The 19,242-nt window shown below is 71.4% G+C and carries 11 protein-coding genes; 6 read left to right on the forward strand and 5 right to left on the reverse strand.

Features of this window, described 5'->3' with window-relative positions; all coding sequences use genetic code 11:
- Positions 1–130 precede the first annotated feature (130 nt).
- The 4 genes from ACFVHI_RS01025 to ACFVHI_RS01040 all read right to left on the reverse strand — a co-directional run bounded on the left by ACFVHI_RS01025 (position 131) and on the right by ACFVHI_RS01040 (position 6,096).
- Positions 131–1,255 carry an RCC1 domain-containing protein gene (locus tag ACFVHI_RS01025; protein WP_380334420.1) on the reverse strand — a complete coding sequence of 375 codons (1,125 nt, stop codon included), beginning with the start codon at positions 1,253–1,255 and terminating at the stop codon, positions 131–133.
- A gap of 336 nt (positions 1,256–1,591) precedes the next feature.
- On the reverse strand, positions 1,592–2,710 hold the full coding sequence (locus ACFVHI_RS01030; RefSeq protein ID WP_380334423.1) for a basic secretory protein-like protein: 1,119 nt from the start codon (positions 2,708–2,710) through the stop codon (positions 1,592–1,594).
- Between the two features lie 162 nt (positions 2,711–2,872).
- Entirely contained in the window at positions 2,873–5,329 is a 2,457-nt protein-coding gene (locus ACFVHI_RS01035; protein ID WP_380334426.1) for an FtsX-like permease family protein, read from the reverse strand.
- A gap of 323 nt (positions 5,330–5,652) precedes the next feature.
- Positions 5,653–6,096, reverse strand: a complete 444-nt coding sequence (locus ACFVHI_RS01040; protein WP_063351967.1) for a helix-turn-helix domain-containing protein — start codon at positions 6,094–6,096, stop codon at positions 5,653–5,655.
- A 130-nt stretch (positions 6,097–6,226) separates the two neighbouring features.
- On the opposite strand from ACFVHI_RS01040, the gene ACFVHI_RS01045 reads away from it, so the two are divergent.
- From ACFVHI_RS01045 to ACFVHI_RS01065, 5 genes are all read left to right on the forward strand, one after another.
- Positions 6,227–7,099, forward strand: a complete 873-nt coding sequence (locus ACFVHI_RS01045) for an aldo/keto reductase family oxidoreductase (RefSeq protein ID WP_380334428.1) — start codon at positions 6,227–6,229, stop codon at positions 7,097–7,099.
- A 798-nt stretch (positions 7,100–7,897) separates the two neighbouring features.
- The gene (locus ACFVHI_RS01050) at positions 7,898–10,225 is read left to right on the forward strand and encodes a collagenase (protein WP_380334431.1); all 2,328 of its coding nucleotides are present in this window, start codon (positions 7,898–7,900) and stop codon (positions 10,223–10,225) included.
- A gap of 350 nt (positions 10,226–10,575) precedes the next feature.
- Complete coding sequence (locus ACFVHI_RS01055; RefSeq protein WP_380334433.1) at positions 10,576–11,100, forward strand: MepB family protein; 525 nt, start codon at positions 10,576–10,578, stop codon at positions 11,098–11,100.
- A gap of 155 nt (positions 11,101–11,255) precedes the next feature.
- Positions 11,256–12,077 carry a lipase family protein gene (locus ACFVHI_RS01060; protein ID WP_380334436.1) on the forward strand — a complete coding sequence of 274 codons (822 nt, stop codon included), beginning with the start codon at positions 11,256–11,258 and terminating at the stop codon, positions 12,075–12,077.
- Positions 12,078–12,297: 220 nt separating this feature from the next.
- Positions 12,298–12,579, forward strand: a complete 282-nt coding sequence (locus tag ACFVHI_RS01065; protein WP_363367705.1) for a hypothetical protein — start codon at positions 12,298–12,300, stop codon at positions 12,577–12,579.
- Positions 12,580–12,830: 251 nt separating this feature from the next.
- Here the strand turns inward: ACFVHI_RS01065 and ACFVHI_RS01070 are convergent, their stop codons facing one another.
- Positions 12,831–13,052, reverse strand: a complete 222-nt coding sequence (locus tag ACFVHI_RS01070) for a hypothetical protein (RefSeq protein ID WP_380334439.1) — start codon at positions 13,050–13,052, stop codon at positions 12,831–12,833.
- Between the two features lie 903 nt (positions 13,053–13,955).
- On the opposite strand from ACFVHI_RS01070, the gene ACFVHI_RS01075 reads away from it, so the two are divergent.
- Positions 13,956–19,193: an RICIN domain-containing protein gene (locus ACFVHI_RS01075; RefSeq protein WP_380334442.1), complete on the forward strand. Its 5,238-nt coding sequence runs from the start codon at positions 13,956–13,958 to the stop codon at positions 19,191–19,193.
- Positions 19,194–19,242: the final 49 nt, after the last annotated feature.

The raw sequence follows: 19,242 nt of genomic DNA on the forward strand, positions 1-19,242 counted from the left end.
CCCTCTTTTCTTTTTTTTTGTTGCGCTGTGTTTTTTTTTTTTTCTATCTCGGCCCGCGCCGGGGGGGGGGGGGGGGGGGGGGGGGGGGCGGGGGGGGGCGGGGGGGGGGGCCGGGGCCCCCGCGCCGGGTTCAGTTGGCCAGGCTGAAGTCGCCGCCGAGGGGTGCGGCGATCTTGTCGACGCCGGTCAACGCGGTGAGCGAGGTGACGGGGGTGCTGCTGTCCGTGGTGGTGCCGTTGCCGAGTTGGCCGGAGCCGTTGTTGCCCCAGGCGCGGACGGTGTTGTCGCCGAGCAGGGCGATGGTGTGTTCGCGGCCGCCGGCGATCAGCTGGATGCCGGTGAGGCCGGGGACCGGGACGGGGGTGCTCCGGTAGTCGGTGGTGCCGTCGCCGATCTGGCCGGAGGTGTTCCGGCCCCAGGCCTTGAGCTTGTTGTCGCTGTCGGTGACGGCCAGGCTGTGGTGGGCTCCGGCCGCGATCCCGGAGACCCCACCGAACCAGCTGCCCTGGGTGTCGACCGGGGTGAAGCGGCTGATGGTGGTGTTGTCGCCGAGCTGGCCGGTGGCGTTGTAGCCCCACGCCTTCACCGCGGTGCCACTGGTGGGCTTGGTGGAGCCGCTCGGCGGGCCGATCAGGGCCAGGTTGTGGTCGGCGCCGGCGGCGATCCGGGTCACACCGGTCAGGTTGTTCACCAAGGACGGCACGTTGCGGCTCGCCGAAGTTCCGTCGCCGAGCTGGCCGTTGATGTTGTGGCCCCAGGCCCACACGGTGCCGTCCGCGCGCAGCGCCAGGCTGTGGTTGAGTCCGGCGGCGATCGCGATCACCTTGTCGAGTCCCTCGACCCGGACCGGGACGCTGCTGTCGGCGTTGGTGCCGTTGCCGAGCTGGCCGTGATTGTTGCGCCCCCAGGCGACCACGCTCTGGTCGGCGAGCAGGGCCAGGCTGTGCACTCCGCCCGCGGCGACGTCGGTGACATCGGAAAGGTTGACGACCTGGCCGGGCGCGTTGTGGCTGAACACCGAGCCGTCGCCGAGCTGCCCCGACGCGTTGGCACCCCATGTCTGCACCGTGCGGTCGGTCAGCAGGGCCAGCCCGAAACCTGTGGCGGGGCCACTTCCCCCGGCGGCGATCTTCACCACCTCGGCGCTCGTCAGCCCCAGCACGGTGGTGGCCGTCGTACGGATGTCCGTCCAGGTGCCGTCGCCGAGCTGACCTGCGCGGTTGTTGCCCCAGGACTTGAGCCGCTTCTCCTGCACTTCATCTCCTCATCGGGTGTGCTGTCATGCGGGAATGCGGCCGCGCCGGGCGCGGTCGCGGAGGCTGCCACGAGGACGCGGCGGCGTTGCCTCCCGACGGGCCGCTCTTGCCCGGCCCTCGCCGCAAGCTCTCGGACGCATCATCGGTGACGACCGATCAGAACTCGGGGACCCCGATCTCGACCTTCACTCGAACAGGCGACCTTCCGGCGTCTCCGGGCACGCCGGGCCGTCCCGCACTGCGCACACGCGCCCCTTGGCGGCGCTCCTGACGTCGACCCGACGGCCCGGCACCTGGTGGGTGCCGGGCCGTCGGGTGGGGTGTGGGGGCGCGGGTTACTTGGGCATCTCGTTCCAGAGCTGCTGGGCGCTCTTGCCGGTGAGCTGGACCCAGATCTGCTCGTTGTAGTTCGTGGTGTTCAGCAGGTGTGCCAGGTCGGGCTTGTTGTAGGCCTTCGAGACGTAGTCGATGAACCGGGCGGTGGCCTGGTAGCCGCTGTCGTAGTTGGAGTCCGGGCCGAAGTGCTGGGCGCCGGTGCCCGGCTGGAAGTTGTAGTCGCGCACCCAGTCCGCCAGGCCCTCGCCCAGCCACCACTTGCCGGAGAACGGGCTGTCCCAGACCGCGACGTGCACGGCCTCGTGCACCAGGAAGCCGGTGTCACCCTTGTTCCCGCGGGTGTAGCCGATGTTGACGTGGACCTCCTTGACGCCGTTGCTGGGGTTCACGGTGGTGAACGCGGGGTTGTCGGTCAGCTTCGGGTCGAAGATGATCTTGAAGTAGCTGGGGGCGGCGAAGGCTCCCTTGGTGATCAGGTTGGAGATCGTCGGGTAGTAGTCCGCGACGGTCCTCTTCTGCTGCTCCAGCCACGGCCCGAGGTCCGGGGCCTGCGAGTAGTCGAGGTCGATGGTCGGGCGGCCGGCGGTCGGCGGGGTGGTGGCCCCGTTGCGGTCGAGGTTCCAGGACTGCGCCTGGTCCCCAGCGTTGCAGGCGGCCACCTTGGCGTTCAGGTCCGCGCCACGGGCCAGGCAGAGATTGCTGTCCGAGACGCTGTGCAGCAGCCAGGCCCGGCCGTTGCCCGCCGAGATGTTCTCCAGCCACCACTTCTGGTTGTCCGTGCCGACGTAGTTCCAGGCACCGACGGTGTTCTTGACCCGGTCCCGGTCGACGGCGTTGTTGGTGCCGGGCACCTTGACCGACCAGGCGCCGTTGCCCTCGTCCCTGACCGTCCAGACCTGCTGGGCGGAGGACTCGTTCCAGTCGCGGACCACCACGTTGGAGGCGTTGTTGCGGCTGTCCCACTGGAGGGCGCCGCCCGCGTAACTGGAGATACGGTAGTCGGCGCCGCTGGACGGGAGCGACTCGGCCGCGCTGGCGGTCCCGGCGCCGAAGGCCATCCCGGACACGACGGTCGCGGCGGACAGGACGACGGCGGCGGCCGTACGACGGGTGAACATCTCGGGGCTCTCCTCTCGGGCGGTTCCCCCCTGGAACCGGCCTGCGCTCATGCCACCGGGCCCCGGTAGACGCGGCGTCAACGCTCCCGTCAACGGGTGCGTTGACAGGCCGTCGGCTCAGTGGTGTTCACCCGAAGGTCCAGGCCTCTGCCGGGCGGCTCCTCACTCGCGGACGCCCGCGCTCTCGACCGCCCGCCCACGGGTCGCCCGCACGGCCGCGCCCGCCGCGGTGGCCAGGGCGACGAGGGCGCAGAGCGCGACGGCCTCCCCGATCCGCGCCCACGGGACCACCGTCGGCGCGTCGGCCACGAGCTTGCCCAACGAGACGCGCTGGGTCAGTGCGGCGAGCGCGGTCGCCACGGCAGCGAGCAGGGTGGCGACGACCACCGCCACGGCCGACTCGGCCGCGGCCACCCTCACGATCTGACCGCGCACCGCGCCGGTGAGAGCGAGCAGGGCGAACTCCCGCCGCCTCCCCGCCATCGCCATGATCAGGGTGTTGGCGACCGCGATCAGCGCGTAGGCCAGCGCGATCCCCAGGATGACCACCGCCGCGTTGTCCGTCTGCTGCGCGGCATGCGCGCGCTCGGCCTCAAGGTAGGCGTCGTAGGTCACCACGTGCGCGCCGGAACCTGCCAGCGCCTGGTTCACCGCGGCCGTCTGCCGCGGATCGAGCGCCGCGCCGGCGCCCGCCAAGGAGTCGAGGTAGACCCGGCTCGGCATCAGCGCGCCGGTCAGCGCCGAGGACAGGTACGTGTCGTCCCCGTTCAGGCCGCGCGCGACCACCGCCGCGACGACGGTCGAAACCCTCGTGCCCGTCGGCAGCAGCATGACCACGTGGTCCCCCACCGCCAGGCCGTCGGACTCAGCCGCGTGCTCGTCGATGACCAGGAAGTCCTCGGGCAGCGAGGCGAGGGAGCCGGAGAGCACCGGCGGCGTGACGGTGACGCCCAGCGCCGCCGCCGGGACGGCCTTCGCGCTCAGCGAGTCGATCTGCTCCCCGGCGGCGGTACCGATCCGGAGGTTCATCGAGGTGACCGGGGTGACCCGGATCCCGGGCACGGCCGCCAGGCGGGCGAGCGTCGAACCGTCGATCCCCGAGCCTCCGGGCACGACCACGTCCGCCGCGCGGATCTCCTGCTGCTGCCGGGCCAGCAGCGCCGCGTCGCCGGACTCCTGCATCGTCAGCATCGCGGCGACCAGCCCGACGGCCACCACGATCGGCGCCACGGTGGCGGCCGTACGGCGCCGGGAGGTGAGGATGTTCTCCCGCACCAGCAGCGGGCCGGCCGTGGCGCAGCTGCGCAGCGGGCGAAGCAGCAACCTCGTCACCGGGCGCAGCAGGGCCGGGGTCAGCAGGGTGACCGCGCCGACGTAGAGCACCGGCACCACCTCGTACTTGCGGGCGCTGGCCGCGAGGTACGGCTCGGTGCGGGAGATGACGATGCCCGCGACGACCGCGCCGGCCAGCATCCCGACGCCCAGCAGCCAGCGGGCCGGCGTCATCGCGCGGCGCTCCAGCACGCTCTCGCGCAGCACCTCGATCGGGCGGATCAGCGAGACGCGCACCAGGGTCGCGGCCGAGCCGGCCAGCGCGGCGGCGACGCCGATGACGGCGGCGACCAGCAGCGGCAGGACGGTGACGGGGATGGTGAACCACGACGGGGCCACGTGGTGGTCGAGCATCCAGGAACGCAGCGGCACGGTGCACAGCGGTGCGAGCAGGCAGCCGGCGACCGCCGCGGCCAGGCCGATCAGCAGGGCCTCCCAGAGCACCATGCGCCGCACCTGCCCGGGGGCCGCGCCCACCAGGCGCAGCAGCGCCAGTTCGCGGCGGCGCTGCTCGGCGGCGAAGGCGAAGGTCGCGGCGACGACGAACACCGCGACGCACACGGCGAGTCCGGTCGTACTGCCCGCCATGGCCTGGGCATTGGCCAGTGCCTGGGCGCCACCGGTGGAGTCTGGGTCCAACCGGGTCAGGCCGTCGCCGGTGAGGACCACGGCCCGGTCGCCCGCGAGCGCGGCCAGCTGCTTCGCCTCCTGGTCGGTGACGAGCGCGTTCACTCCGGGTGACAGGCGCTGCGCCTCGGCGGCGCTGAAGAAGACCGCGTTCTCGAACCAGAGCGCGTCGGTGACGCCCACCACCCGGTAGTGGCCGGCGCCGTCGCCCGTCGTGACGCCGGTCTGGCGTCCGATCGGCTCCCGGGAGCCGCCGCCGACGACGATCTCGTCCGCGGCCTGCGGCGCGCGCCCGGCCGCCAGGCGGTAGCCCGCGAAGGCGGCCGAGGGCCAGGGGTGGCCCGTCATCTCCCCGGAGCCGGAGGCGAGTTGCACGGGAAAGCTGCGGTCGGGCGTAGCGTGCCCGGTCGCGGCCGCCTTCGCGACGACGTCGGGCGGCAGGACGGCGGGGGCCTTCATCGGGCGCCCGTCGAAGCCCTGCGGTGCCAGGACGGCCGAGGCCTCCTTGAACCGCTGCGGACCCGGGTGCGGCGTGCCGAAGGTGGCGGCGAGGGTCAGCGTCATCATGCCGATCATCGTGGTGCCGAGCGTGAGGGCGAGGAAGGCGCCCGCGAAGCCCGTCAGGCGGTGGCGCAGGGTGGCTGCGGCGATCTTCAGCACGGCTTCGCCCCACTCCCGCCGGGCTCCAGCGCGGCCATCCGCATCCCGTGCTGCTCGACGACATACGGCTGGCCCGGGGCCCGCCCCTCGCCAGGAGACGGGGCCGCTGCTGGAACCTTGCTCCGGAACACGCGCTCGCCTTCTCCGTGGGGGTCGGTCGGGCGCATCGGCCACCCGCCGCGCCGACGCTACGGCCCCACGCGGGATCGGCACCTCCGGACTGCCCCTGATATCGCCCCTGATATCACCCCTGAGGAACCGGGCCAGTGCCCGAAACGGGCACCCGGCCTCGTCCTGCCCTTGTGGCTTTCAGGCGCCGCGGGTCAGGCGCCGCGGGTGTCGTAGGTCTCGCGGTTGGCCAGCACATCGTCCATGTGCACCTCGGCCCAGGCCTTGAGGCCGCGCATCATCCCGTACAACGACAGGCCGAGATCGGTCAGCTCGTAGGAGACGGTGACGGGCACGGTCGGCACCACGGTGCGGGACACCAGGCCGTCGCGCTCCAGGGAGCGCAGCGTCTGGGTGAGCATCTTCTGGCTGACACCGGCCAGCAGGCGCAGCAGCTCCGAGTAGCGCAACGCCCGGGGCTCGCCGGCGCAGTCGGCGCCCGGCCTGTGAGGGGCGTCGCTGCCGAGCCCGGCCAGGATCAGTGCGACCCATTTGTCGGAGATCCGGTCGAGCAGTTTGCGGCTGGGGCAGACCGCCAGGAATGCGTCGTACTCCACCTTGGCCTGTGCCCTCTGCTGGGCCGCCGTCACCGTCGCCATCGGCTGCTCCTCTCACCCACGGGTGCCTTACGCACTCTGAAGTACCTACTTCCTGTCAGGAAGCTACTCACCAATGATGGTGCAGGGCGCCGACAGGCACCACCACCTCGCTGACACGAAAGGCAAGAGAATGGGCACGTTCCCCGCGACGCTTCCCGGCGGCACCTGGAACCTGGGCGACCTGACCGTCACCCGGTTCGGCTATGGCGCCATGCAGCTCACCGGTCCCTGGGTCATGGGCCCACCCGCCGACCACGACGGCGCGCTCGCTGTTCTGCGCGAGGCCGTCGGCCTCGGGATCACCCACGTCGACACCGCCGACGCCTACGGCCCGCACATCACCAACCAGCTGATCCGCGAAGCCCTGCACCCGTACCGCGACTCGCTTCACATCGTGACCAAGGTCGGCGCGACCCGGGACCAGGAGGGAGGCTGGCCCCCGGCCCGCAAGCCCGAAGACCTGCGCAGGGCCGTCCAGGAGAACCTGGAGAACCTCGGCCTCGACACGCTGGACGTGGTCAACCTCCGGCTCGGCGACGCCCAGGGTCCCCAGCCGGGCTCGCTCGCCGAGGCCTTCGAAACACTCGTCGAACTCCAGCAGCAGGGCTTGATCCGGCACCTCGGCGTGAGCAACGCGACGGCGGAACAGATCGCCGAGGCACTCTCGATCGCGCCGATCGTGTGCGTCCAGAACATGTACAATCTCGCCCACCGCCACGACGACGAGCTGATCGACGAACTCGCCGAACAGGGCGTCGCCTACGTGCCCTTCTTCCCCCTCGGCGGCTTCAGTCCGCTGCAGTCCTCCGCGCTCACGGCGGTGGCCACCCGGCTGGACGCGACGCCGATGTCGGTCGCCCTGGCCTGGCTGCTGCGGCGGTCGCCGAACATCCTGCTGATCCCCGGCACCTCGTCGGTGGCACACCTGCGAGAGAACGTCGCAGGCGCGGGACTCCAGCTCTCCGACGACGATCTCGCCGCGCTGGACGACATCGGCCGCTAGGCAGTTCGTTTGACGTCGAGGCGATCGGCCGCGCCGGCCGTACCGCGGCCGGGCGTGCCTCCGCCGTGCCGCGGGCCGAGGAGTGCGCAGCGTGAGCGCCGGCAGGCGGCCGATAGGCCGTCGGCCCTGACCGACGGTCGGCGGGAGGTGGGACTCTGGCCTTACGTCAGCCCGTCCCCCGTACGCCGCAAGTCTGATCATGAACCCATCCCTGCGCCGTACGGGGGGCGAGTGCGCCTGAACGAAGACTGGAGGCGATCCGCTCCAGGAGTACGCGCAGCAGGAGCTTCGTTGGGAGCGCTGTGACGCGGGCGGGCCGGCGGGGTTCGAGTGCGCGAAGGTCAAGGTGCCTCTGGACTACGGCAACCCCGGGGGCCGGAGGATCGGCCTCGCGATATCGCGGATCCATGGCTCCGGCTCTGACCGACGACCGGGTGAATCGTGCTGAACCACTCCTGCCGATGAGCAGCTGAGAGAAGGGCATCGAGATCCTCGCCCTGTACCACCAACCACTCGCACTTCAGCGACAGGTCGGCAGGCCCACGCCCACCGCCACCGACCGCGCCGTCCTCGGCGGCACACTCCACGAGTACCAACACGCGGCCTCAACAGGGCGGATGGCGTTTTCGCCAGGAGCAGGTCCGGAGCCGCCCGATCTGACAACGTTTCGGTTGCGGTGGACGGCAATCCGGTCCCGAGTCTTCCCGAGCCTATGCGACACGTGACATTTTACATGTCACACATCGAGCGGTCGCGTGCCCCAACACGCGGTCACAACGGCCCCGGAGGCCCCCACAGATGCGTCTCTCCCGGATATCGAAGGTCAACGCACGCAGACTCCCCGCGCTCGGCGCGGCCCTCTTCATCGCGCTCGGCCTGTTCACACCGCAGAGCCAGGCCGCCCCCGTCGGCGCCACGACCCCGGCTGGCGCGAACGCCGCCGGACCCGCCACCCAGGCGCCGCGGTCCATCCCGGTCCCCAAGTCACCCGACGCCAGGAACAACAGCTCCTTCAAGCTCTTCGCCCAGGACCACGCAGAGGAGGCCACCGCGCCGGGCGCCCCGGTCAGCGAGCCCGCCAAGGCGGCCAAGCAGTTCTCGGCCACCGCCGGGGAGCCCTGCCCGAACCTGTCCGGAGTGATCAACGCCACGGGCAGCGCGTTGGTCCAGCAGCTCAAGGCACTGCCGAACGTCCCCTGCGCCTACCCGCTGTTCAACCTCACCGGCGCCGACGCCGGGAAGGCCTTCCGCGAGTCCCAGATGGTGACCGTCGCCAACGCACTGCGCGACACCTCCGCCACCTACTCGGGCGACAACAGCACGTCCATCGGGCAGCTGGTGATGTTCCTGCGCGCCGGCTACTACGTGCAGGAGACCCGCCCGAACGAGGTCGGCAGCTACGGCGCCACCCTGGACACTGCGGCCCGCGGCGCGCTGGACGCCTTCTTCGCCGCCCCGCACAGCAAGGACGTCACCGACGCCAACGGCGACACCCTCAACGAGGTCGTCACGGTGATCGGCCAGACCCACACGCTCGGCCGGTACGCCAGCGTCGTCAAGTGGGTGCTCGCCAACTACAACGGCACCTGGCCCCAGTCGATGACCCTCTCCCTGGACCACTTCGAGTGGGTCATCAAGGACGGCTTCGACTCCAAGACCGACAGCCAGGGCTGGAAGGCCGCCCTCAAGACCGACCCCAGCATCCTCGACACCTGGGCCGGATTCATCACCCGCAACGACTCCCAGCTGAACCGCCTGGACATCGTCAGCAACATCGGCCGCTACCTCGGTTACGCCCTCGACGTCCCCGAGCTCAAGGACCGGCTGCGGCCACTGCTCAAGGACTTGATCAACCGCTACCCGAACGTCGGCCCCACCGCCCCGATCACCATGAACCTGGGCTGGGCCACCCGCCAGTTCGACAAGGGCAACTGCGCGGCCTACGCCATCTGCGACCTGAGCGACCGTCTGCTCCCGGTGATCCTGCCGATCCAGCGGATCTGCAACCCGGGGCTGAAGATCCGCGCCCAGGACATGTCCCCCGGGCAGCTGGCCACCACCTGCACCAGCCTGATCAACCAGGACGCCTACTTCCACAAGGTGATCGGCGACAAGGGCGCGATCCCCGGTGACGTGAACACCAACCTGGAGGTCGTCGTCTTCGACGACTACACCCAGTACTCGCTGTACGCCTGGGCCTTCTACGACATCGACGTGGACAACGGTGGCATGTACGAGGAGGGCGACCCGGCCAAGCCCGGCAACCAGGCCCGCTTCATCGCCCACGAGGCCAGCTGGCTGCGCCCCGACTTCCAGATCTGGAACCTCAACCACGAGTACACCCACTACCTCGACGGCCGCTACAACATGTACGGCGACTTCGAGGCCAGCCAGACCACCCCGACCATCTGGTGGGTCGAAGGCATCGCCGAGAACATCTCGTACGGCTACCGCAACGAGCGCAACACCGCCGCGATCAACGAGGCCAGTAAGAACACCTACAAGCTCAGCGAGCTGTTCGACACCGTCTACGGCCAGGAGGCGGACGCCGACGTCAACTCGAACCGGGTCTACCGGTGGGGCTGGCTGGCGGTCCGCTACATGCTCCAGGAACACCGCGCGGACATCGAGACCGTGCTCACCAAGTACCGCGCCGGCGACTGGAACGGTGCCCGCACCTTCCTGAAGCAGACCATCGGCACCAGCTACGACGCCGGCTTCGCCACCTGGCTGAAGACCACCTGCGCGACCAACGACTGCGGTCCCCTGCCGGAGGCCCCGGCCCCGGCCGCACCGCTCTGCACCATCGCCGACCCGCGCCAGTTCGACAAGAACTGCCGCCGCGACAACCTCGCGGCCACCACCGGCAACTACAGCTTCCACTTCCTGTACCTGCCGGCCGGCGTCAAGCAACTGACCATCACCAGCAGCGGCGGCACCGGCAACGCCGACCTGTACTACGGCGGCAGCAGCTGGGCCACCACCAGCAGCTACCAGGCGAAGTCCACCAACGCTGGCAACAACGAGACCCTGACCATCAACAACCCGCCGTCCGGCTGGGTCTACTTCAGCCTCGCCGCCCAGCAGGACTTCACCGGCGTCAGCGTCACCACGCAGTACCAGTAACCGCGCACCCACGACCTCGGGCGAGCGGTGAAGGGCCCGGACGTGTAAGGGTTCCTGTGCAAGTAGCCGTTGTCGTACCGATCAAGGGGCCTGCCGATCGAACGGGAGTCTCGATCGGGTGATCGCGGTCGGTAGCGGGCATGGCAGCAGGGCCTCGTGGTAGCTCGGAGGGCGTCTACGCCAACGAACGATCCAGGAGGCCCTGCTTTCGCGGCTTTTCGCAGCGAGAGCCTGACGACAGACCCTAGCTAGGAACTTCGTTGGGGCGCACAGGGCCGCCGATCGTGGGTCTGCCCGAGGAAGGCACTTCTGGTTCAAGGGGGTGGCAGTCTCGATGGCAGGATGACGGGATGGTGACGAATCAGCCGTGGGCAGGGCTTCACGGTGACCTGCTGGCGGCGAAGGCATTGGTGTACGACCCGAGCGGTTTCGTCTGTTCGCCCCCGGTGGCCGAACCGGAGAGCGCCGAATACGCGGCCTGCCGGCTCACGATCGACGGCCGCTCGGTCCGGTTCCGCGCGGCCAAGACCACCCCGACGAAGGTGGGCCAGTTCGTCACCGTGTGGTTGCGCTCCGAGGAGGGACCGATCCGGCCCTTCGACACCGACGACGGGGTGGACCTCTTCGTCATCAGCTGCCGCGACGACAACGGCTTCGGGCAGTTCGTCTTCCCACGCGAGGTGCTGTGCGAGCGTGACATCGTCTCCCGCAACGGCTCCGGCGGGAAACGGGGGTTCCGCGTCTACCCGCCATGGGTGACCACGACCAACCGGCAAGCGCGCAGCACCCAGGCCTGGCAGGTGAACCACTTCTTCCACATCGGCCAGAACGGGCCCACCGACCTGACGCACGCCCGCACCCTCTACCACCCATAGCCGCCCGCCGCCCTGTGCACCGGCTCGTCTGTCGGGGTGACATCCGGGCGCGGCCCGCCCGGGGCGGCGGTGCGCGCTCTGGTACGACGGGGTCTGATGTCCGCGCCGGCGGTGCGTTCCCCCCGTCCGCCGGCCGTCCCGGAGGAGAGATCGCCGTGCCCGTGCCCACCACCTTCGACCACCAGGCGAAGAACTACAGCGTCCCGCATGCCTACTGGCTGGCGAAGGCGTCCGAACTCGCCTACCAGGACGAGGCCGCCATCGAACAGCAGGCCCGCGACTGGGGCTTCGACCGGGTGCGTCACCACCAGACCCGGTTCACCCCGCCCTTCCCGCTGGAGGACACCCAGGCCTACACCATGGCCAGCGACCACATGATCGTCACGGCGTTCCGCGGCACCCAACCGACCGAGATCCGCGACTGGCTCTCCGACTCCTCCACCCCGCCCTGGCCGGGCCCCGCCCGCACCGGCTACGTCCACTACGGCTTCGCCGAAGCGCTGGAGTCGGTCTTCCCGGACGTCCGGGACGCCCACGCCCAGCTGCGCACCAACGGCCAGACCGTGTGGTTCACCGGCCACAGCCTCGGCGGAGCCCTGGCCATGCTGGCCGGCGCCCGGTTGTACCTGGAGGACCCGCGCCTCCAGGCCGACGGCATCGTCACGTTCGGGCAGCCCCGCACCTGTGACCGGCTGCTCGCCGCCGCCTGCAACGAGGGCTTCAAGGGGCGCCTGTACCGGTTCGTCAACAACAACGACATCGTGCCCCAGCTGCCGCCGGAGCCGGCCTACACCCACGTCGAGGCGCTGAAGTACATCGACTCCTCGGGCCGGCTCCACGACTCCATGGGCCTGGTCGCCGGGCTCGCCGACCGCGCCAAGGGCCTCACCGCCGACGCGTTCGCTCCGGCCACGGCCGGTGTGCGCGACCACGCGATGAAGCGTTACCTCGCGGCCCTGGAACAGAACCTCGCCTGACGGAGTCAGGCGCTGCGGGGCGGGGCGGGGCGGGCGCCGGTGGGTCCACGGCCGGCAGTCCGCGCCCGGCCGGCAGGCCCGGGCCGAGAGCCGAGTGAACCGATGGTACGAACAGCCTCCCCCGGTAGCGATGGGCACACGAACGTGTGTGGATGGTGACGGACCGCCACACCACGGCCGTCCGATCCACCCTCACCACGCACCTCGAAGGGTTCCACCCATGCGTACCGCGCACCGCATCCTGGCCGTCTCCGTCCTCAGCCTCCCGCTCGTCATCGGCGCGGCGACCACCGCCTCCGCCGCCGCGCCCGACAACATCCCCTCCCTCAACTTCGACAGCGGCGCGTTCGTCGTCGGCCCTAACGGCAGCGCCCTTCAGGTCACCGACGCCCAGTTCGGCCCCTGTGGCTCCACCTTCCTCACCGGCGCCGTCGCGGTCGGCCCGGGCGGCGTCGCGGGCAACGCCACCGAGACCGGCATCGGCATCGGCGGGCAGGGCTGACCCCACCCACACCCGCACCACGGCTGCCCCGGGAGCACCTCGCCCCGGGGCAGCCGTCCGTCCGAAACCGGATGGGGCCAGGACAAAACGCCCTACCCGGCCCACGGGAGGACACCCGCCCCCTGCCGGTCGGCACCGCCGACACCACGATCACCGTCGTCACCGGCGCCGCCGAAGTCACCGGCGGAACCGGCGCCGAGGAGGGCGCGGCAGCCGGCGCGCGCAGTGTCCGTCCGGCGCCTGGCGCGTGGTCACCGGACGGCCCGGGCCGAGCAGGCGGGCTGGTGCCAGGTCGTCCGGACCACCTGGCCTCCGGGCAGCCTGTGCTCGCTGTTCCAGGTCCGGCAGCACCCGGCGGCAGGTCGGCGCGGCCCGGACGGCATCGCGGAACCGACGGCCTGGCGGACGGGCACGGGCGCGAAGGCCGGCTTGCCAGGGCGGCCCCGGCGGCGCCTGGTGGAGGAAGTCGTCATGCCCGCCGTTCTGCCACCCCCGGCCTTCCTCCAACCTCGCCTCACCCGAACGGATGAGCAGCCCGGGCCGGCTGCGGGACGCTGACGCGGCAGCAGAAAGCGGTGCGGGGCGGACCTGGGCGAGGACGTCGAGCAGGGGGCCTGCTGGGGGGTGGGCTTGCCGTCGGCGCGGCCCGTCTACTGGTCCCGCACGAGGATCAGGATCATCTGGGGCTGCTGGTCGACCTTGGCCACTGGTGGGGGCATCGGACCTGTCGCGGGTTCACAACCGGTACCGCAGCGAGATAAACGCCGCCAGGCCGCCCGTTCATCGTTTGTCTACCACCTGCTGTCAACGTGCCCCGGTACAGCTGTGAAGTTTCAAGGAGTTTCTCAATGGCACACCCGGGCACGACCGCCTCACCGACCGAACGGCGAATACCGTGGCGACCACGATGGGCGTACACGGCGGTCGTGCCGCTGTTCGCCCTCCTGGCGGGGCTCATCGGCGCGTTCCCGATACCCGCGCACGCGGTGGGCCCCGTCGCTCCGCCGCAGGCCGTACCGGCGACCGTTCAGGAACACTCGGCCGCGACCTACAACAATCAGTACGGCACCAGATGGCAGAGTGAGATCTTCAATCTCGCCCAACAGGTTGACGTTCTCGCGCTGCAGGAAATCCGGGACGTGGATCCGGATTTTCCGGACATCGTGCCCGAAGCATCGATCAACACGAACGGTTTCGAGGTCCAGAGGTACCGATGGGACGCCTTTCCCGACTGGATGGGCGGCACTCGCACCATCTACCGGGTCAGGTCAGGCCCTAAAGAGCGCTCGCTGGCCCTCGTGGTGTCGCGGAACGTCGACAACGCTGCGGCACCCGTGGTGAGAGTCATCCCGCCTCAGCCGGAGAACAACGGCCAGGTGGCTGACGATGCCAAGCCCATCCTGGGCGTCAAGCTCGCGGACGGCACGTGGTACTACTCCATGCACGCCACCAACAGGGCAACAGGCTTCCAGGAGCGGAACAACGTGCCGGCCGCCATCCAGGCGGTCACGGCGACGGGCGACGCGAACTGGGCCCTGATGGGCGACTTCAACCGCGAGCCCGGGTCACTGTCGATGGCGCAGGTGTACGGCGATGGTCGTCGGCTCGTCAGCTCCGGCATGATGACCTACCCCATGAAGCTCCCGACCTCCGAATTCGACTACATGATCGCCCGGGGGCTGCCGGCCGACCACCAGTACACGGCACGTCGCCTCAGCTACGTGGAGGAATCGGACCACTATCCGGTGATGTTCAGCAAGGACCCGCTGCGTCGCAAGGACGAGACCTGTCGGCCGATCCCCCCGATCCGGCCCCGAGCGGCGGCCGCGTCCATGATCTCTCTCGCGGCGGCCGGCGTCCCGGCTGACGTCCCGGCCGGCGTCCCGGCTGGCATCCCTGCTGGCGTCCCGGCCGACAGTGCGCCGTCGACGGCCTCCGCTTCCGCCGCCACAGCCCGGGAGCCGCAGCACGGGAAGGTCTCCGTCCTGACCTCCGGAGCCGCCGGGCTGGTCGCCGACGTGCCGGACGCCTCGCCCGCGCCGGGCAGCCCGGTACGGGCCGCCGCCCCCGACTGCTCCGCCGGGCAGAGCTGGGCGACCTGGCAGAAGGCGGACGACACCTGGGTGATCGAGACCGGCCGGACCAACGGCACCACCGCGGCCGGACAGGGCAGCGTGCTCAGCGTCCCCGCGTACGGTGACCGGCTGGCCGTGCGGCCGATCGAGAACGACGCGACGAGCGGCAAGCCCGACGGCAGCCCCGGCCAGCGCTGGCGCTTCGTCGCCGACGGCGCGGGCGGCTACCGCATCACCACGGCCACCGACGGCCGTTGCCTCACCCTGGACGGCAACGCGCTGACGGTGGCGCCGTGCGACGGCTCCGACCGGCAGGGCTGGCACCTGTCCGTGCCGTGCTCCGGCGCCGGCCACACCGTCCCCGGCTTCCCGGACCTGCCGTGGCCGACCGTCTCGGACCGCCCCGAGGTGACCTGGCCGTCGCTGCCAGGGCACCCGGCGATCCCGTGGCCGTCCGTCCCGGGCTTCCCGGGCGTCCCGATGCCCGGCCGCCCCGACCTGCCCGAGCTGCGCTGGCCCGGCTTCCCCACTCTGCCCACCACGGCGTGGCCCGCCATCTCCGGCCACCCCGAGGCGACCTGGCCGGCCGTCCCCGGCTCCCCGACCGTCCCGTGGCCCGCCATGCCGGGCCACCCCGGCGTCCCGTGGCCGGTGCTGCCGCTACCCGGCAACGGCAATGACGACGGCAAGGCCCTGATCCCCGGGCTGCCGAGCGCCGCCGACCCGGCGATCCCGGGGCACCCGGACCTGGCCTGGCCCACCGTGCCGGGCTTCCCGCAGGTGAAGTGGCCCTCGGTGCCCGGCTCCCCGAACGTGCCGTGGCCGGGCCACCCCGACCTACCGGACGCGCCGGGAACGGGCGGACCCTCGCTTCCGGACGTCACCTGGCCGACGCTCCCGGGCAGCCCGCTCTGGCGCTGGCCGTCCGTCCCCGGGTTCCCCACCGTCCCGTGGCCCTCGCTGCCGGGGCTGCCGGACGTCCCGTGGCCCGCGACCACCGGCTTCCCGAACGACCCCGCCGCCTGGTCGAACCCGCCCAAGTCGCCGGAGGAGCCTCCCAAGTGCAAGCGGAAGGACCCGCCGGACGGCAAGACCCCGGGCGGTGACGACGGTTCCACCGGCGGCCGTCCGCCGGTGCCCGCGCCTCCGGGGATCTCGCTGCCCTGGTTCCCCGCGCTGCCCATGTTCCCGCCGATCTTCGGCGGCCCGTCGACTCCCAGCGGCCCCAACGGCGGCACTGGGCCCAACAGCGGTACCGGCCCCAACGGCGGCAGTGGCAACGATGCCGGGGCCGGCGCCTACCTCCAGCCGGGCACCGGGGACGCCCTCGTACCCGACGTCCGCGGCTCCAGCACCGTGGCGGGCAACGCCGTCCAGGCCTACGAGCCGAACGGCACCGATGCGCAGAAGTGGGTGTTCTGGGACCGCGGCAACGGGAACTGGTCGATCGAGACCCGGCTCACCTACAACCGCGCCTCCGCCGCCGAGCGCATGCTGCTGGCCCACGACACCGGCCGGCACGAGAGCGTGCTCGCACCGGCCGCCGCGGACGGGCAGCCCGGCCAGCTGTGGCAGTTCAAGGACGCCGGGGGCGGCTGGACGAACGTCGTCAGCGCGGCCGGCGGCTGCCTGACCCAGCGCGGCGCGCACGAGGTACTGGCCGTCCGCGACTGCGACGGCAGCGCGCAGCAGAAGTGGAAGCTCTCCGGCACCGTGCCGACGGCCGGGGGCGGCAACGGCAACAACGGCGGCAGCACGGGCGGTGGCAGCACCGGCGGCCAGCCGCCGCTGGGCGCCGGCGGTACGCAGCCCGCGCACAACCGGACGGTGGTGCTGCAGTCGGGCAACGGCGGCCTGCTCGCGGACCTCGACGGCGCCAACACCGCCGCCGGGACGCGCATCAAGGCGCAGGGCCGCAACGGCAACGACGCACAGAAGTGGACGCTGTGGCAGAAGCCGGACAGCCAGTGGCTGATCGAGACGAAGCTCGGCGGCGGCATGGTGATGGACCACAACCCCACCACCCACCGCACCCACCTCATCGGTGCGCAGGAGGGCAACGCCAACCAGCTGTGGCGGTTCGCCGACGCCGGGGGCGGCTGGTTCACGGTCGTCAGCGCCGCCGGCAACGGCTGCCTCACGGCGGCGGCCGACGGTGCGGAGCTGGCGATCCTCGGCTGTGACGGCACCAACGCCCAGAAGTGGCGCCTGACCGAGGCCGTCGACAACCCGTCGACCGGCGGCGGCAACGGTGGTACCGGTGGCAACAGCGGTGGCGGTGGTGGCAATGGTGGTGGCGGGAACTCCGGCGACGCGGGCGCGGTGCCGGTCTACTCGGCGCTGCCGTCCAAGTGCCTGGACGTCACCGCCGGCAACACCGCGAACAACACCCCGATCGACCTCTACGACTGCAACAACACCGCCTCCCAGCAGTGGACCCCGACCGCGACCAGCGGCGGGCTCGTCCTGAAGGCGTTCGGCAAGTGCCTGGACGTCGCCGCCGGCAACACCGCCGGCGGCACCCGGGTGGGCCTGTACGACTGCAACGCCAGCGCGGCGCAGAACTGGCGCCAGGGCGCGGACTCCTCCCTGGTCAACCCGAACTCGGGCAAGTGCCTCGACGTCGTGGCGGGCAACTCCGCGAACGGCACCGCACTGCAGATCTGGGACTGCAACGCCAGCGACGCGCAGCGCTGGGGCCTGGGCACCGTCCCGCCGCGCGCCCCGCAGCAGCCCGCGCAGCAGCCCGGCACCACCCCGGTGGTGAGCCCCGGCGTCGGTTCGTCGCAGGTCGCCACCCTGCGCTCGGCGAACAACACCATGGTCGCGGACCTCGACGGCGCGAACACCGCCTCCGGCACCTCGATCAAGGCGCTCGGCGCGAACGGCAACAACGCGCAGCGCTGGGCGTTCTGGCCCACCGCGAACGGGCGCTGGATCATCGAGACGCTGCTGACCGACGGCAAGGCCGCCGCCGGCCAGGGCATGGTCATGGACCACGACCCGGGCACCCACCGCGCCCACCTGATCCGGACGATGGACGGCAACGCCAACCAGCACTGGGCCTTCCACGACGCCGGAGGCGGCTGGTTCTGGATCACCAGCGACGCCGACAACGGCTGCCTGACCGCCGACAACGCCGGTGAGCAGCTGGGCATCTGGGCCTGCGACGGCTCGGACCGCCAGCGCTGGCGGCTCGACAACATCCAGAACGGGCCCACCCCTGGCGGCGGCTCCAGCGGAGGCGGCGCCGGTGGGAACACCGGCGGCTCGTCCGGCGGCGGCGGGAACACCGGTGGGAACAACGGCGGCTCGACGGGCGGAGGTTCGACCGGCGGCGGGAACGCCGGCAGCGGGGGAACCCCGCAGGCGCCCGGGGGCAGCGGGGTGCGCCACGGCGTCACCACCGTCCTGCGCTCCGGCAACAGCGGCCTGGTCGCGGACCTCGACGGCGCCAACACCGCCGGCGGCACCCGGATCAAGGCGCAGGGCCGCAACGGCAGCGCCGCACAGCAGTGGATGCTGTGGCAGAAGCCCAACAACCAGTGGCTGATCGAGACGAAGTTCGCCGGGGCGATGGTGATGGACCACAACCCCAGCACCCACCGCGCCCACCTCACCAGCGCCCAGGAGGGCAACGCCAACCAGCTCTGGCGCTTCCAGGAGAGCCAGTCCTTGCCCGGCTGGTACCGGATCGTCTCCGCGGCCGACAACGGCTGCCTCACCGCCGTCAACGGCAACGAGGACCTCGCCGTCTGGGCCTGCACCTCCTCCACCGCCCAGTGGTGGGAGCTCGACGACTCGACGTTCACCGGAGGCGGCGGGGGGAACACCGGAGGCGGCGGCGGTGGTGGTAGTGGTACCGGCGGCGGTGGTACCGGCGGAGGCGGAGGCGGGAACCCCGGAGGCGGGAACACCGGAGGCGGGAACACCGGAGGCGGCGGCGGAAGGGACCCGCGCTTCCCGGACGGCATGCAGCTCCCCCCGGTCTGCAACGGGCGGCAGTCCTCCGGTTCGTGGATGTGGCACGGGGACACCCTGTGCCCGGGGCAGAGCCTGGAGTCCAGGGCGGCGGAGCAATCCACCCGGCTCGTCATGCAGCAGGACGGCAACCTCGTCGCCTACTACACGCAGGGCGACGCCATCGGCGACCACACCTGGGCCGTATGGGAGTCGAAGACCGTGGGCTGCGGGGCCAAGGCCGTCATGCAGGACGACGGGAACCTCGTCGTCACCGCCGCCGACGGGCGGGTCTGCTGGGCATCGGGAACCAATGGCCGCAACGGCGCCTGGCTGATGGTCAGCCCCTTGGGCGACATCCAGATCCTGCAGGCCGGCGACGCCACCGGCGCCGCCATCGACGGGGCCCGCGCGGTGGCCGCCGCAGGGAAGGGCGACTTCCTGGAGGCCTTCATCTACGCGCTGCAGGCGATCATCAAGGGCGTCCCGAAGGTGCAGTGGCAGACGAACACCGGACACCCACGCCTGGTGCCGCCCAAGTGCGTCGTGACAGGAGGCCGGGTCATCCCCTGCACCTGACCTTCCTCCCACGGGTGGCCCGCGTGCGTGCGGCACCCGCCGGGTGCGT

Origin of the sequence: Kitasatospora sp. NPDC127121, from assembly GCF_042677305.1 — a bacterium.
Lineage (GTDB): Bacteria > Actinomycetota > Actinomycetes > Streptomycetales > Streptomycetaceae > Kitasatospora.